This is a genomic window from Streptomyces sp. NPDC058239, from assembly GCF_042882185.1.
Taxonomy (GTDB): Bacteria; Actinomycetota; Actinomycetes; order Streptomycetales; family Streptomycetaceae; genus Streptomyces.
In genome coordinates this window covers 107,368-122,965 of sequence record NZ_JBHVWS010000017.1, presented here as the reverse complement: position 1 = coordinate 122,965, position 15,598 = coordinate 107,368, and the positions used below count along the sequence as shown (strand labels likewise).

Genomic DNA, 15,598 nt, shown 5'->3' with positions numbered 1-15,598 from the left:
CTACGCGGCCCGGTATGCCTCCTTCAGCTTCGCCACCGCACCGGTGAGATCGCCGGTGAGCAGCAGATGGTCCGCGTCGGCGAACGGCTTGGACACCGCGGCGGTCAGCTTCCCGCCGGTCTTCTGCTGGACCAGAAGCCGGGCCCGGTCGACGATTGCCCTGCCTCCCGCCGTCTTTCCGAGGTGGGCCTTCTCCGCGATCTGCGCGGCGACCGCAAGTGCGGAGAGGGTCGGCTCGCCGCCCGCCGGGGGCTTTTGCAGGGTGGTCAGCCCCCAGCCGTACGGGAACTGCGGGTCGTAGTTGGTGTCGCCCACGTTGATCGGCAGCTGGGACTCGGACTTCGGCCAGGTGACCGGCAGCTGTCCGGTGAATGCGCGCTTCCCGTACAGCACGTCGGCCACGCCGTCGCCCTCGGTGCCCGGCAGCCAAGAGGCCACCAGTGCGTCGATGTCGCCGAGCCGGTCGCCGATCAGCTGCGGGCGGCCGGAGACCACCAGGACCGCGCACTTCATCGCGGCACAGACCTTGTCGATCGCGGCCTTGTCGGCGGCGGTCAGCTCCAGGTCGTTGCCGTTGCCGACGTCACCGATGCCTTCGGCGTACGGGGTTTCGCCGACCACCACGACACCGACGTCGTAGCCGTCCGTGGCGGCCGATGCGTCCTTGGAGTACATGACCGAGGTGGTGGCGTCCTTCTTGATGCCGTCCAGGATCGTCGTACCCGTGGTGATCTTCCCGGACGAGCCCTGCCAGCTGACGGTCCAGCCACCGGCCTGGTTGCCGAGGTCATCGGCGTCGGACCCGGCGACGTATACCTTCTGCGATGGCTTCAGGGGCAGCGCCGCACCGTCGTTCTTCAGCAGCACCTGCGACTTGGCGGCGGCCTCGCGGGCCACGGCGCGGTGTTCGGCCGATCCGACCTTGTCGAGGCCGGAGGTGTCCGCGTACGGCTTCTCGAAGAGGCCGAGGCGGAACTTCTGGGTCAGGATGCGGGAGACCGCGTCGTCGATCCGGGCCTGGCTGACGCGGCCCGCGGTGACCTCGTCCTGGAGCGTCTTCGTGAAGTCCTGGTACGCGGTCGGCACCATGATCATGTCGAGTCCGGCATTGATGGACGTGCGGACATCGCTCGCGTAGTCGCCGGGGATCTGGTCGATGGCCTGCCAGTCGCTGATGACGAAGCCCTCGAAGCCCATCCGGTCCTTGAGCACGCCGTTGATCATCTCGGCATTGGCGTGCATCTTCACGGGGCCCTGGTCGTCACCGAGGATGTCGAGCGAGGAGTACGACGGCATGACCGTGCCGATGCCGCGCTTGACCGCCTCGCCGAACGGAGCGAGGTGGACGGCTTCGAGCTCCTGCCGGGTGACCTTGGTGACGCCCTGGTCGATGGTGTACGAGCCGGTGGTGGAGGAGCCGAACTCCGTTCCCCCGTCGCCGACATAGTGCTTGGCGGTGGCCAGCACCTTGTCATTGCGGTCCAGGTCCTTGCCGGACGCCGCGCCCTGCATGCCCTGGATGACCGTCTCCATCGACTCGACCAGCGCCGGGTCCTCGCCGAAGGCTTCGTAGGAGCGGCCCCAGCGTTCGTCGCGGGTCACACAGAGGCAGGGGGCGAAGTCCCACGGGATGCCCGTGGCGCGGACCTCGCTCGCAGTGACCGCACCGGTCTTCTCGGCGAGCTTCGGGTCGCGGCCGGCACCGATGCCGATGTTGTGCGGCATGATCGTCGAGCCGATGACGTTGTTGTGCCCGTGCACCGCGTCCACGCCGTAGATCAGCGGGATCTGGAAGCGGGTTGCCTGCGCCCGGAGTTGGTAGGCGTCGACCATCTTCGCCCACGCCTCGGGTGTGTTCGGCGTCGGGACGGAGCCGCCGCCGGAGAGCAGCGAGCCGAGGTCGTACGTGGCGATGTCACCCTGCGACTTCAGTGCGTTGCGCTCGGCCTGCGTCATCTGGCCGGCCTTCTCGGCCGGCGACATCCGGGAGAGCAGGTCGGCGACGCGCTTCTTCACCGGGAGCTTCGGGTCGAGGTACGGCAGCCCGTGGGCGTCGATGACGACCTGCGGGTTCTCCTTGGGCGGCTTGGCGCCGGTGACGGTGAGTTCGAGCGGGATCGTCTCGGCGGACTCGGCTGCGCCGTCCTTCCTGGTGGCCACCGAGATCCGGTGCGAGGTCCCGGATGCGGTGCCTGCCGGGAAGGTGTACGTGCCGGTGACCGGCGTGTAGTCCTTGCCGGGCTCGGCGCTGCCGCCCTTGGTCTCGTACGCGACGGTGACGGGTTCCTCGATCGGTACGGAGCCCGTGGTGGCGACGGAGACATCGATGTCGGCGGTGCCGCCCTCCTTGACCGTGTGGACGGCCGCGTCCGTGACGACGCTCGCCTTCAGGGCGGCGTCGGCCTTCCCGTACAGCTCCACACCGTCCATGGCGAACGAGCCGGGGGCGCCGGTCGGCAGCGTGAGGGCGTAGCCCCACATCCGGTCGAGGCCGAGGACCTGGTCGATGCCGCCGACGGGCTGGTAGTCGGTGCGGTAGGTGAAGTCGGTGAAGGGGATCTCGACCTGGTGCCAGCCCTCCCAGTCGTCGGTGAAGGACGTCGTCCACAGCTCGGACGACTCGCCGCCCGCGCCGCCGTCCTTGATCTCGAAGTTGATCCTCTTGCCCGAACCGGGCGGCAGGGGTGCGGTGTTCTGGCCGTACCACCAGAAGCGGATGCCCTTGTGGGCCGACCAGTCGTGGGCCGGCTGGTCGGCTGCGAAGTCATGGCTGAGGCCGCCGTACCCGCTGATGTTGTACGTGCCTTCGAGGACCTTGGCGCCCTCGGGAGCGTCGGCGCGGCCCTTCAGGGCCAAGGTGGGCGGGTCGTCCGAATCGCCGCCCCAGGTGAAGATTCCGTCGGCGGGCTGGTTGGCGAACGGGACCTCGCCCTCGAACCGGTCGACGGACACGGGCGCCGGGTCGTCGGCCGCGGCAGCGCTGGGGACGGCTCCGGCGAGCAGGCCGGCGACGACGGTGACGGCGGCGAGTGCGGCCGTTGTGGGTCTTGCCCGATGGCGTGTGCGCGGGCGTATGCGTGGTGGCATTGCGGCTCCTTCGTGCTCTTGCGGCTGCGGTACTGCTTCCTGCTCGGCTACTTCTTCTGCTCCACCCGCACCCAGTCGATCTCCGCCTGGACGCCGCCCTGCGCGATGCGGTCGACGCTGGACTGCGGGAGACCCCAGTAGGGCGCGGCTGTGCGCTGCGCAGCTACGCGTTGCGGGTGTGGCGGATCGTTTCGCGGTACCACTTGGCGCTGTCCTTGAGCGTCCGCTCCTGTGTGTCGTAGTCGACGCGGACGATGCCGAACCGCTTGTCGTAGCCGTAGGACCATTCGAAGTTGTCCATCAGCGACCAGGCGAAGTAGCCCCGGACATCGGCCCCTTGGGCGCGCGCCGCGGCGACGGCGGCGATGTGGTCGGCGAGGTAGGTGGTGCGGTCGGCGTCGTGGATCTGCCCGTCCTCGGAAACGGTGTCGTCGAACGCGGCACCGTTCTCGGTGATGACCGTCGGGACGCCGTACTCCTTCTCCAGGCGCACCAGCAGGTCCGTGAGGGCGGTGGGGGTGATCTCCCAGTCCATGGCGGTACGCGGCAGGTCGCGCTCCACGCCACGGGTGACGGGCAGACCGTCGGCACCCACCGGGGAGCCCTCCTCCGTGACGCCGGAGAAGAGCGTGCCGCGATAGAAGTTGACGCCGAGGATGTCGATCGGGGTGGAGATGACGGTCAAGTCGCCTTCCTGCACGGGGAGTTCGACGTTCTGCAGGGCGAGTTCGGCGATGACGTCCTCGGGGTAGACGCCCTTGACGACCGGGTCCAGGTAGAGGCGGCGGCCGAGCCCGTCGGCGCGGCGGCAGGCCTCGGCGTCCTCGTGGCTGTCGGTCTCGGGGGTGGCGGTGCCGAGGTTGAGCGTGATGCCGAGTTCGAGCTCGTTGCCGCGGGCGGCGGCCGTCTCGCGGATGTGCTGCGAGGCGAGGCCGTGACCGAGGAGCAGATGGTGGACGGCGCGGATCGCGTCACCGAAGTTCTTCCGGCCTGGGGCCTGGTTGCCGTACGCGTAACCGAGCATGGCCGAGCACCAGGGCTCGTTCAGCGTCGTCCAGTGCTTCACCCGGTCGCCGAGCGCGTCGTAGGCGAGGGCGGCGTACTCGGCGAAGCGGTAGGCCGTGTCACGGGCCGGCCAGCCGCCCGCGTCCTCCAGCTCCTGCGGGAGGTCCCAGTGATAGAGGGTGATCCAGGGTGTGATGCCCTTGGACTCCAGCTCGTCGACCAGACGCTTGTAGAAGTCCAGCCCCTTCGCGTTGGCCGGCCCCCGCCCGCCCGGCTGGATCCGCGGCCAGGCGAGCGAGAACCGGTACGTGTCGACGCCCAGGTCCGCGATCAGCTGCACGTCCTCGGGCATCCGGTGGTAGTGGTCGCAGGCCACATCGCCGTTCTCGCCGCGGACGACCATGCCCGGCACCCTGCAGTACGTGTCCCAGATGGACGGGGTCCGGCCGTCCTCGGCGGCCGCTCCCTCGATCTGGTAGGCGGCGGTGGCGACGCCCCAGCGGAAGTCGGCGGGCAGGCCGGGGACGGCCTCGGCGGCGATCTCGCGCGCGTATCCCTGAGGGGTGACGATGTTCATGGTTCTCCTGTGGTGTGCGAGGGGTCGCTACGAGCGGGGTGCCGCGGTGGCCGGAGCCTGCCGGTGGAGCCAGCAGGCCACCGAGCGCGAGTCGTCCCCGTCCGGTACGGCGAGCTCCGGGACATGGGTGGTGCAGGCGTCGAGCGCCTTGCCGCAGCGGGGGTGGAAGGCGCAGCCCGTCGGCATCGCGGACAGATGCGGGGGCGAGCCGGGGATGCCGGTGAGTTCGCGGCGGGGGCCGTGCAGAGCGGGGAAGGAATGCAGCAGGCCTTCGCTGTAGGGGTGGCGGGGGGCCTGGTAGATCACGGAGGCCCCGGCCTCCTCGACGATTCGGCCGCCGTACATGATCGCGATCCGGTCCGAGAACTCGATCAGCAGCGAGATGTCATGAGTGATGAAGACGACCGAGAAGCCCAGCTCCTCACGGAGCCTGACCAGTTGGCGCAGGATCTGGCGCTGCATGACGACGTCCAGGGCCGTCGTCGGCTCGTCCATGATGACGATCTCGGGCTCCAGCGCCAGCGCCATCGCGATCATCACGCGCTGGCGCATCCCGCCGGAGAGCTGGTGCGGGTAGGCGGCGAGGCGGTCGGACGAGATGCCGACGAGGGCCAGCAACTCCTTCGCGCGGGCCGTCCGTTCGGGCCGTTTCATTTCCGGGCGGTGCGCCTGGAGTACATCGGTGAGCTGGCTGTGGACCGTGTGCACCGGGTTGAGCGAGTTCATCGCCCCCTGGAAGACGATGGACAGCTCCTGCCAGCGAAAGGCCCTCAGCTCGGGAGCCGACAGGGTCAGCAGGTCGAGCGCTTCGCCGTCCCGCTGGTGGTAGTGGACCTCGCCGCCGGTGATCACCCCGGGCGGCGACAGCAGCCGGGTGACGGCGTACGCGAGCGTCGACTTGCCCGACCCGGACTCGCCTGCCAGGCCGAGGACTTCGCCCCGGTGGAGGGTGAGGTCGATGTCGCGCAGCGCGTGCACGGCGTCGTCCCCGGTCCCGTAGTCCACGTTCAGACCGCGGATGGTGAGGACGGGCTCGCTGCTCATGAGCGGGTCTCCTTGTCGTGCGTACCGCGTGCCACGGGTGTGAAGCCGACCCGCATCCGGACCTCCCTGGATGCGCCGGTCTCCGTGCGCAGCCGGGGATTGACGAACTCGTCGATGCCGAAGTTGATCAGGGCGAGCGACATGCCGAGCAGGGCGATGCAGAGCCCGGCCGGAACAAACCACCACCACGCGCCCTGTGCCAGCGCCTGATTGGACTGCGCCCAGAACAGGACGGTCCCCCAGTTCCAGTTGGAGATGTCGGCGACGCCGATGAAGGCGAGGGTGATCTCGGACAGGATCGCGAAGATCACCGTGCCGACGAAACCGGACGCGATGACGGCCGTCAGGTTCGGCAGGACTTCGAAGAGGATGATCCGCCAGGTCGACTCGCCGGTGGCGCGGGCCGCTTCTACGTAGTCCCTGCGGCGCAGCGACAGCGTCTGGGCGCGCAGGACACGTGCGCCCCAGGCCCACGAGGTGAGGGCGATGACGGTGGCGATCAGGAGGTCGCCCGTGTCGGAGACGAGACTGGCGATGATGATGATCAGCGGCAGCCCCGGAATGACCAGGAAGACATTGGAGAGCACCGAGAGCAGCTCGTCGGCCGTGCCGCCGAGGAAGCCGGCGCTGACGCCGATCAGTACGGACAGGATCGTCGCGAAGATGCCGGCGACGAAACCGACGACCAGGACGCCGCGGGTGCCGACGAGGATCTGCGAGAGCACGTCCTGTCCGGTCTGTGTGGTGCCGAACCAGTGTGCGCCGGAAGGCGGTTGGAGCAGCTCGTTGCTCATGGTGTCCGGGTCGTACGGAGCGATCCACGGCCCGATGACGGCGATCACGACGAAGAAGAGCAGGATCCCGAGCCCGACGACGGTCTTGCGGCCGCGCAGGAAGCGGAATCTGCGCTTACTGGGCGCCGGGGTCTCGGTCGCGTCGAGCACGGCGACCTCTGCGGCGGTGACGGCCATGTCCTAGGCCTCCCTTCGGGTACGGGGGTCGAGGACCATGTAGATCACGTCGGCGAGGAGATTCGCCGCGAGGACGGAGAGCGTGATGATCAGGAAGATGCCCTGCATCAGGGGGTAGTCCTTGGCAGCCACACCCTGGAAGAGCTGGTAGCCGATGCCCGGGTAGGAGAAGACCATCTCCACCAGCAGCGTGCCGCCGACGATGAAGCCCAGGGAGAGGGCGAAGCCGGAGATGTTGGGCAGGATCGCGTTGCGTGCCGCGTATCCGAACATCACCCGGCGCTCGGAGAGCCCCTTGGCCTGGGCGACCATGACGTAGTCCTCGCTGGACACCGTCACCATCATGTTCCGCATGCCCAGGATCCAGCCGGCCATTGCGCTGAGCACGATCGTCAGGCCCGGCAGCGCGGCGTGGTAGAGCGCGCTGGAGACGAACGGCCAGTCGAAGGCCGGCACCAGGGCGTTGTCGTATCCGCCCGAGGCCGGGAAGAGCGGCCACTTCACGGCGAACAGCGCGATGGCGATGAGTCCCAGCCAGAAGTACGGAATGGCGGAGATGAACGTGGTGACGGGCAGCAGGCTGTCCATCCAGGAGCCGCGCCGCCAGCCGGTGAAGACGCCGATGCCGGTGCCGAGCGCGAAGCTGATCAGGGTGGTGACGCCGACGAGCGCCAGCGTCCACGGCAGCGACTGACTGATCACCTCGCTGACCGGCGTCGGAAAGAAGGTGAAGGACAGCCCGAGGTCGCCGTCGAGCAAATGCGACCAGTAGTCGGTGTACTGCTCCCAGAGCGACATGTGTTTGTCGAGACCGAAGAGCGCCGTGAGCGAGTTGATCGCGCTGGTGTCCAGCTGGCCCTGGAAGCGGGAGAGGAGCGCCTGGACCGGGTCCCCGGGCATCAGGCGCGGGATCAGGAAGTTGATGGTGATCGCGGCCCACGCGGTGACCAGATAAAAGGCGAGCCGTTGCAGCAGATACTTCACTTCGCAGCCTCCTTCTGGTGGTCGTCGGCGGCTTCCGCGGCTTCCGCGTACAGCCAGCAGGCCGCCCACTGGCCGTCCGCCAGGTCGAAGCGCGGCGGCAGTTCGGTGCGGCAGCGCTCCATCGCCTTCGGGCAGCGCGGGTGGAAGCGGCAACCGGCCGGCGGGGCGATCAGCGAGGGCGGTTCGCCACTGCCGGTCTCCTCCTGTTCCTCCTCGGCGACCACCCGGTCCGGGTCGGGTGCCGAGGCGATGAGCAGCTGCGTATAGGGGTGGGCGGGGCGTTGGGTGACGGTCTCGCTGTCGCCGCCCTCGACGATCCTCCCCGCGTACATCACGAGAGTGGTGTCCGCGAAGTACCGGGCGGACGCGATGTCGTGGGTGATGTAGAGGATCGCCAGATGGAGGCGTTCCTTGAGGTCCCGCAGCAGGTTGAGGACGCCGAGCCGGATGGAGACGTCGAGCATCGAGACGGGCTCGTCGGCCAGGAGGACCTTCGGGTCGGCGCCGAGCGCACGGGCGATGGCGACGCGCTGGCGCTGGCCACCGGAGAGCTCGTGCGGGAACTTGTCGAGGTACTGCGCGGCAGGGGTGAGCTGCACCCGCTCCAGCAGTGCGGCGAGCTCGGTCCCGGTCGCCTCCCGCCCGTGGATCTTCAGTGACCGGGTGAGGTGGTAGCGCACGGTGTGCACCGGGTTGAGCGAGGCGAACGGGTCCTGGAAGATCAGCTGGACCTGTCGGACGTAACTGCGGAAGGACCGGCCACGGCCTGCCTTCACCGCCTTGCCCTCCAGCTGGATCTCGCCGTCGGTGAGCGGATACAGCTGGGAGAGCAGTCGGGCGACGGTGGATTTCCCGGAGCCGGACTCCCCTACCAGGGCCGTGACGGTGGAGCGCCGCAGTTGCAGCGAGACGTCGTCGACGGCGTGGACGGTGCGGCGATGGCGTGCGACGAGATCGCGGCCGGTGCGGCGGACGGGGAAGTGCTTGGTGACTCCGCGTGCTTCGAGCACGATGTCGTCGGTCTGATCGGTGGTGGTGGTCATGGCCGGTCCGTTTCCCCGTACTACTTGGAGGGCTTGAGCTTCAGCACGATCTGCAGCACGGAGGGCTGGGTGTGCTGCGGCGGGGCGTACGGGTCGGCCTCGGTGGGCCAGCCCACCCAGTTCTTCGTGGAGTACTCGGCTCCGATGGGAGCGGCGGCCGTCGGAATCATCGGCGCCTGCTCGACCATGATCTTCTGGAGCTTGTTCATGGCCGCGGTGCGGGTGGCCTCCTCGGTGGCATTGGCGAAGTCCTTGAGCGCCTGGGTCGCCTCGGGGCTCTTGAAGCGGCCGAAGTTTCCTGTCTGGGAGGCCTTGCCGATGGGCTGGAGGATCGCGCCGTCCATGATGTTCTGGTACATGTCGTACGGGGTCGCACCGCTGTTGGTCCAGTGCAGGGTGGCGTCGAAGTTGCCGTTGGCGACGTCCGCGCCCCAGGCCTCGGCGGTCTGCGTCTTGACCTTCGCCTCGATACCGAGCTGCTTGATGTTGTCCTTGATGATGGAGAGTCCGGTGATGTAGTCGTTCCAGCCGGCCGGGTCGGTGAAGGTGAGCTTGACCGGCTTGCCGCTCGGGTCCTTCAGCACCCCGCCGGAGAGCTTGAACCCGGCGTCGTCGAGAACCTTCTTGGCACCGGCCACATCGGGCGCGGTCGTGGCGCTCTTGTACTCGGGCGCCAGGAACGAGTCACCGGCGGGCAGCGGGATACCGGTCGGGTTGGTGATCTCCGGGTAGAGCGTCGCCTCGGCCTGGGTGTAGATCGCCTTGCGGTCGACGACCATCGCCATGGCCTTGCGCAGCGCCGGGTTGTCGAACGGCTTGCGGGCGGTGTTGAACCACAGTCCGTGGATGCCGAGGCCCGACGGGAACCACAGCTTGTGGTTCTTGGGGTCCTTGTTGATGAACAGCTGCTTGTAGTTCGGCATGAAGACGAACGACCACTCGAGCTTGCCGCTCGCCAGCGCCGTGGTCGCCGCGCTGTTGTCGTTGTACGCGCTGTACCGCAGCTCCTTGACCTTCGTCGCGCCCTTCCAGTACGTGGGCGTGGCGGTCAGCGTGGTGGTCTGCGGGGTGAACGTCTTGAGCTTGTACGGGCCGGAGCCGATCGGGTTCCGGTTGGGCCAGGTCTCCGGGTCCTTGACGCCTTCCCAGATGTGCTTGGGCACGATGAAGGTCTGGATGATCTTGTTCTGGTTGACGTACTGGGAGTTCTTGAAGGTCAGGACGACCTTCTTGCCCTCGACGGCCACCCCGTCGAAGGGGATGCCGTTCCAGTTGAGCGCCGAGTGCGTCTTCAGCAGGTTGAACGTGTAGGCGACGTCATCGGCGGTCAGCGGCTTGCCGTCGGCCCACTTGGCCTTGGGGTCGAGGCTGAAGGTGACCTTGGTGAAGTTGTCCTCCCACTTCCAGTCGGTCGCCAGCCACGGCTCCGCCTTGTCCGCGGGCTTGATCTGGTTCGTCATGGCCAGCGGCTCGTAGACCATGTAGCGGTAGCCGAGCGTGGCGCTCGCCGAGGTGTTCAGGAACGGGTTGCTGTTGTTGGTCTGCGGTCCGTCCGGCTTGCCCAGGGTCAGCACGCCGGAGGCGCCGCCCCCCTTGTTGGCACCCGAGTTGGCGGACGAGCAACCGGCGGCGAGCGCGACCACGGCGGTAGCGAGTGAGAGCGCTCTCAGCGTGGCATGACGTCGTACGGACATGGCGACTCCATGAGGGACTGCGGGTCTGGGAGATCCGGAAAGTGGGCAGCGCTCGGCGCGCCGGGTACAGGCGGTACGGGGCGGTGCTGGTGGTGCGGGACGCAGGCGGCCGGAGAACCGGCCGGACTGCTACGGCGCCGAGTGGCGCACGACCAGTTCGGTGGGCAGTACGACCGGTGCATCGGGTACGGCCGTGCCGCCGAGGTGGGAGAGCAGCAGCCGCGCGGCCGTCTCACCCATCTGCCGGGTGGGCTGGCGCACGGTGGTCAGCGGCGGTTCGGTGTGCTCGGCCATCGGGATGTCGTCGAAGCCGACCACTGCGATATCGTCCGGTACGGCCCGCCCGGCCGCGCGCAACGCCCGCAGCACGCCCGCCGCGCTGATGTCGTTGTGCGCGAAGACCGAGTCGAACTCGGCACCGGACGCCAGGAGTTGCTCCACGGCCAGCCGGCCGCTGCGTTCGGTGAAATCCCCGTGGACGACGAGATCGGTAGGCAGGACCGTACGGAATCCGTTCAGCCGGTCGCGCACGCAGCCGAAGTTCTGGGGGCCGGTGATGACCATGGGTCTGGTGCGTCCGGCGGCCAGCAGATGGCGGGCGGCGGACGCGCCTCCTTCGTGGTTGGTGGTCACGACGGAGGGGAATTCGGGGTGGTGGCCGCGGTCGTCGATGAGCACGATCGGCAGACCGCCGCGGTGCAGTGCGGTCAGGTGGTCGAGGGTGTTCTCGGGTTCGACGACCACCAGCCCGTCGAAGGCGCGTGCCGACACCTGGCTGGTGAAGCGCTCCACGGACTCGGCTCCACGGTTGCAGGTGAAGAGCAGCAGCCCGTAGTCGGCGGCCTCGACCGTGTCGACGACCCCCTGCAGCACTTCACCCATCCACGGCCAGGTGAGCGAGGGCACCAGCATCCCGACCGTACGGCTGCTGCCGCGGGCCAGACCGACGGCGCCCGAGCTGGGCACATAGCCGAGCTGTGCGATCACTTCACGAACACGGGCGGCCGTGGAACCGTCCACTTCGCCCTTGGCGTTGACGACCCGGGACACGGTCGTCTTGCTGACGCCGGCCTCGCGGGCGACATCGGCGATGGTGACACGCATCGGGGGCCTCCAGGACAAGGCATGACGGGGAACTGAAACCGGTACCGCAACCGGTTCCGGAACCGGTACCGGCGTTGCGGCGTGAGTTAACCGCGCTGGAACACTGCCGTCAATACTTCACACCGACATTGGTCCGGACCCATTTTCCGTGCAGGCGGGCCGCGTTGTGTGTTCAGCTTCTGAACGCACACCCTCTTGACGTGGCCACGTAAGAGCAGTTCACTCACGCCTCGTTCGCCGGCAACTCCCCCACGCCACTGCCGAGGAAGGCATCAGCCCATGATCAGATCAGGAAGAGCGGCCCGAGCTCTGCTCGCCGCCGTGCTCGCCACGGCCGGTCTCACCGGGCTCTCGTCCGGTACGGCCCAGGCCGCCGGCGAGACCGTGAACATCGCGCTGACCACCACCGACGACTCCGGCGGCCGCCATGTCACACGCGGTCTCGAAGCCCAGGCCCCGGTCGCCTTCGGCGCCGGGAACGGCGGCAGCGGTACGAACATCACGGTCGACGAGAACACCCGCTACCAGACCTTCACCGGCGGCGGCGCCTCGTTCACGGACACGGCCGCGTACCTGATGAAGAGCAGCGGGGCGCTCACCCAGGCGACCCGCGACGCCACGATGAGGAAGCTGTTCTCCCCCACCGACGGCATCGGGCTCTCTTTCGTACGCAATCCGATGGGCGGCTCGGACCTGGCGAGGTACGGCTACACCTACGACGACGTACCGGCCGGCCAGAGCGACCCCGCTCTTTCCGACTTCTCGATCGCACACGATCTGGAGGACGTGCTCCCGCTCACCAGACAGGCCAAGCAGCTCAACCCGGCGCTGACGACGGTGGCTTCGCCGTGGACGGCCCCGGCCTGGATGAAGGACAGCGGCCAGCTGAACGGCGGCTGGCTGAAGGCGGAGAACTACGGCACCTACGCCGACTACTTCGTGAAGTACCTCCAGGCCTACCGGGACCAGGGCGTTCCGGTCGACTACGTCACCGCGCAGAACGAGCCGACCTGCTGTTCCGGCTATCCGTCGATGAGCTGGAACGGCTCGGGGCTCGCGTACTTCACCAAGAGCGAGCTGCTGCCGAAGCTCCAGTCCGCGGGGCTCGCGACCAAGGTCCTGGCCCACGACTGGAACTGGGACACGTACGACGCGTACGCGGCGGCCACCGTGGACGACCCGGCCGTGCGCAACCATCCGAACTTCGGCGGGGTCGCCTGGCACGGCTACGGCGGTGACGTCGCCAAGCAGACCGCGGTGCACAACCAGTACCCGTCGATGGACGCCTTCCAGACCGAGCACTCCGGCGGCACCTGGATCGCCGACCAGCAGCGCGAGGACATGCTCAACATCATCGACTACACCCGTAACTGGGCGAAGTCGGTGACCAAGTGGTCCCTCGCCGTGGACCAGAACCGCGGCCCGCACAACGGCGGCTGCGGCACCTGCGACGGCCTGATCACCGTGCACAATGGGGACAGCAGGAACGGCCAGGTCGACTACAACATCGAGTACTACACGATGGGCCATCTGACGAAGTTCGTACGTCCCGGCGCCGCCCGGATCTCCTCGACGGCCAGCTCCACCGTGCCCAATGTCGCCTGGCGCAACCCGGACGGCTCCAAGGCGCTGATCGCGTACAACGGCTCCACCTCGGCCCAGCAGATCACGGTCAACTGGGGCGGCCAGAAGTTCGGTTACTCGCTTCCGCCCCGTACCTCGGCGACCTTCACCTGGTCGGGAACCCAGTCCGGATCCGGTGGAACCTCGGGCATCCTCTCCGGCCCGGCGGGCAAGTGCCTGGACGCGGCAGGTGGCAGCAGCGCCGACGGCACGGCCGTCCAGCTCTGGGACTGCAACGGCTCGGCGGCCCAGCGCTGGACGGTGGCGGCGGACGGTTCCATCCAGGTGCTCGGTGCCTGTCTGGACGTGACGTCGGGCTCGACGGCGAACGGAGCGAAGGTCCAGCTGTACACCTGCAACGGTTCGTCGGCGCAGCGCTGGACGTACAACTCGTCCACGGGTGACATCGTCGACACGGCCGCGGACAAGTGCCTGGACATCACCGACCAGTCGACGGCGAACGGAGCCCGCGCCCAGATCTGGACGTGCACGGGGGCGGCCAACCAGAAGTGGCACCTGCAGTAGCCGTCGTTTCTTCCTCGATCGCCGGACGGGCTCGCTTTCGAGCCCGTCCGGCGATCGAGGACCGACCGCGTTACTCCGTCGGCTCGATCCCGGCCCGCAGCAACCCGTACGTGTAAGCGTCCTCCAGCGCCTGCCAGGACGCCGCGATGACGTTCTCCGCGACGCCGACCGTCGCCCAGTCGCCGGTGCCGTCGCCCGTGGTGATGAGGACTCGGGTGGTGGACTCGGTGCCGGTGCGGCCTTCGAGGATGCGGACCTTGTAGTCGACCAGTTCCAGCTTGGCGAGCTGCGGGTAGATCCGCTCCAGCGCGACGCGCAGCGCCCGGTCGAGTGCGTTGACCGGGCCGTTGCCCTCGGCGGTGGCGACGATGCGCTCGCCCTTGGCCCAGAGCTTCACGGTCGCCTCGTTGGCGTGCGTGCCGTCGGGGCGGTCCTCGACGATGGCGCGCCAGGACTCGGTGCGGAAGTAGCGGCGTGCCCGGCCCTCGGCCTCGGCGCGCAGCAGCAGTTCGAAGGAGGCGTCGGCGGCCTCGTACGTGTAGCCCTTGAGCTCGCGCTCCTTGACGCGCTCGACGACCCGGCCGACGAGTTCGCGGTCGCCGCCGAGGTCGATGCCGAGCTCCTTGCCCTTGAGCTCGATGGAGGCGCGGCCCGCCATGTCGGAGACGAGCATCCGCATGGTGTTGCCGACCAGCGCGGGGTCGATGTGCTGGTACAGGTCGGGGTCGACCTTGATCGCGGAGGCGTGCAGTCCGGCCTTGTGGGCGAAGGCGGAAACACCCACATAGGGCTGGTGGGTGGAGGGCGTCAGGTTGACGACCTCGGCGATCGCGTGCGAGACGCGGGTCATGTCGGCGAGTGCGCCCTCGGGCAGGACGGTCTTGCCGTACTTGAGCTCCAGGGCGGCGACGACGGGGAAGAGGTTGGCGTTGCCGACCCGCTCGCCGTAGCCGTTGGCGGTGCACTGGACGTGGGTGGCGCCCGCGTCGACGGCGGCGAGGGTGTTGGCGACGGCGCAGCCGGTGTCGTCCTGGGCGTGGATGCCGAGCCGGGCTCCGGTGTCGGCGAGAACGGTGGAGACGACGGCCTGGACCTGGGCCGGGAGCATCCCGCCGTTGGTGTCGCAGAGGATGACCACATCGGCGCCGGCCTCGGAGGCGGCGCGGACGACGGCCTTGGCGTACTCGGGGTTGGCGCGGTAGCCGTCGAAGAAGTGCTCGCAGTCCACGAAGACCCGGCGGCCCTGCTCACGGAGGAAGGAGACGGTGTCGCGGACCATCTCCAGGTTCTCTTCGAGGGTGGTGCGCAGGGCGAGTTCCACATGGCGGTCGTGGGACTTGGCGACCAGTGTGATCACGGGGGCACCGGACTCCAGCAGCGCCTTGACCTGGTGGTCCTCGGCGGCCTTGCCACCGGCCCTGCGGGTCGCGCCGAAGGCGACCAGCTCGGCGTTCTTGAACTCGATCTCCTGCTGGGCGCGGGCGAAGAACTCGGTGTCCCGGGGGTTGGCGCCGGGCCAGCCGCCCTCGATGAAGCCCACGCCAAAGTTGTCCAGGTGCCGCGCAATGGTCAGCTTGTCCGCGACCGTCAGGTTGATGCCTTCACGCTGGGCTCCGTCGCGCAGTGTGGTGTCGAAGACATGGAAACTGTCGTCGGTGGCCTTGGCCTTGGTGGTCATGCTGGTCTGACTCCTGTCGGATGAGTGGATCCGGACGATCTGGCTCCACTTGCCCCCATCATCCCGCGCACCTCGCCCCGGCCGAGGTGAGGGCCGGAAAACGAAAAAACCCCTCGCGGGTGCGAGAGGTCTGCGCGCGGGTCTGGGGCACGGTGGCCGTGCCGCACATGGTGGTACGGGACGGTCACTGCGGACCGGCGCGCCTGTTGCCAATAATCATGACGAACGAGGGCACGGAGGCAGTCTTGCACAGGGCTGCCTCC

Annotated in this window: 11 protein-coding genes; 2 read left to right on the top strand and 9 right to left on the bottom strand. The window is 68.4% G+C overall.

Features of this window, described 5'->3' with window-relative positions; all coding sequences use genetic code 11:
* A complete protein-coding gene (locus ACFVYE_RS20170; protein WP_383972931.1) occupies window positions 1-3,087 on the bottom strand; it encodes a glycoside hydrolase family 3 N-terminal domain-containing protein in 3,087 nt (1,028 codons plus the stop codon).
* Between the two features lie 12 nt (window positions 3,088-3,099).
* Here ACFVYE_RS20170 and ACFVYE_RS20165 point away from each other — a divergent pair, with 12 nt between their 5' ends.
* Window positions 3,100-3,228 carry a hypothetical protein gene (locus tag ACFVYE_RS20165; RefSeq protein ID WP_389606704.1) on the top strand — a complete coding sequence of 43 codons (129 nt, stop codon included), beginning with the start codon at window positions 3,100-3,102 and terminating at the stop codon, window positions 3,226-3,228.
* A gap of 22 nt (window positions 3,229-3,250) precedes the next feature.
* Here ACFVYE_RS20165 and ACFVYE_RS20160 read toward each other — a convergent pair whose 3' ends face one another.
* The 7 genes from ACFVYE_RS20160 to ACFVYE_RS20130 form a co-directional block, all read right to left on the bottom strand.
* Window positions 3,251-4,669, bottom strand: coding sequence for a GH1 family beta-glucosidase (locus ACFVYE_RS20160; protein ID WP_389606660.1), 1,419 nt, complete (start codon window positions 4,667-4,669; stop codon window positions 3,251-3,253).
* Window positions 4,670-4,696: 27 nt separating this feature from the next.
* Window positions 4,697-5,713 carry an ABC transporter ATP-binding protein gene (locus tag ACFVYE_RS20155; protein WP_383972935.1) on the bottom strand — a complete coding sequence of 339 codons (1,017 nt, stop codon included), beginning with the start codon at window positions 5,711-5,713 and terminating at the stop codon, window positions 4,697-4,699.
* Window positions 5,710-6,684 carry an ABC transporter permease gene (locus ACFVYE_RS20150; protein ID WP_383972937.1) on the bottom strand — a complete coding sequence of 325 codons (975 nt, stop codon included), beginning with the start codon at window positions 6,682-6,684 and terminating at the stop codon, window positions 5,710-5,712. The genes ACFVYE_RS20155 and ACFVYE_RS20150 overlap by 4 nt, the downstream gene beginning before the upstream one ends.
* Window positions 6,685-6,687: 3 nt before the next feature.
* A complete protein-coding gene (locus ACFVYE_RS20145; protein ID WP_030971235.1) occupies window positions 6,688-7,668 on the bottom strand; it encodes an ABC transporter permease in 981 nt (326 codons plus the stop codon).
* Window positions 7,665-8,711 (bottom strand): ABC transporter ATP-binding protein, encoded by a 1,047-nt coding sequence (locus ACFVYE_RS20140; protein ID WP_383972939.1) that lies wholly within the window; start codon window positions 8,709-8,711, stop codon window positions 7,665-7,667. Before ACFVYE_RS20140 ends, ACFVYE_RS20145 begins: the two co-directional genes overlap by 4 nt.
* Window positions 8,712-8,731: 20 nt before the next feature.
* The gene (locus ACFVYE_RS20135) at window positions 8,732-10,405 is read right to left on the bottom strand and encodes an ABC transporter substrate-binding protein (protein WP_389606658.1); all 1,674 of its coding nucleotides are present in this window, start codon (window positions 10,403-10,405) and stop codon (window positions 8,732-8,734) included.
* A gap of 129 nt (window positions 10,406-10,534) precedes the next feature.
* Complete coding sequence (locus ACFVYE_RS20130) at window positions 10,535-11,509, bottom strand: LacI family DNA-binding transcriptional regulator (RefSeq protein ID WP_383972943.1); 975 nt, start codon at window positions 11,507-11,509, stop codon at window positions 10,535-10,537.
* A gap of 279 nt (window positions 11,510-11,788) precedes the next feature.
* Here ACFVYE_RS20130 and ACFVYE_RS20125 point away from each other — a divergent pair, with 279 nt between their 5' ends.
* Entirely contained in the window at window positions 11,789-13,657 is a 1,869-nt protein-coding gene (locus ACFVYE_RS20125) for a lectin (protein WP_389606656.1), read from the top strand.
* Window positions 13,658-13,727: 70 nt separating this feature from the next.
* Here the strand turns inward: ACFVYE_RS20125 and cimA are convergent, their stop codons facing one another.
* On the bottom strand, window positions 13,728-15,335 hold the full coding sequence (cimA, locus tag ACFVYE_RS20120; RefSeq protein ID WP_383976204.1) for a citramalate synthase: 1,608 nt from the start codon (window positions 15,333-15,335) through the stop codon (window positions 13,728-13,730).
* Window positions 15,336-15,598: the final 263 nt, after the last annotated feature.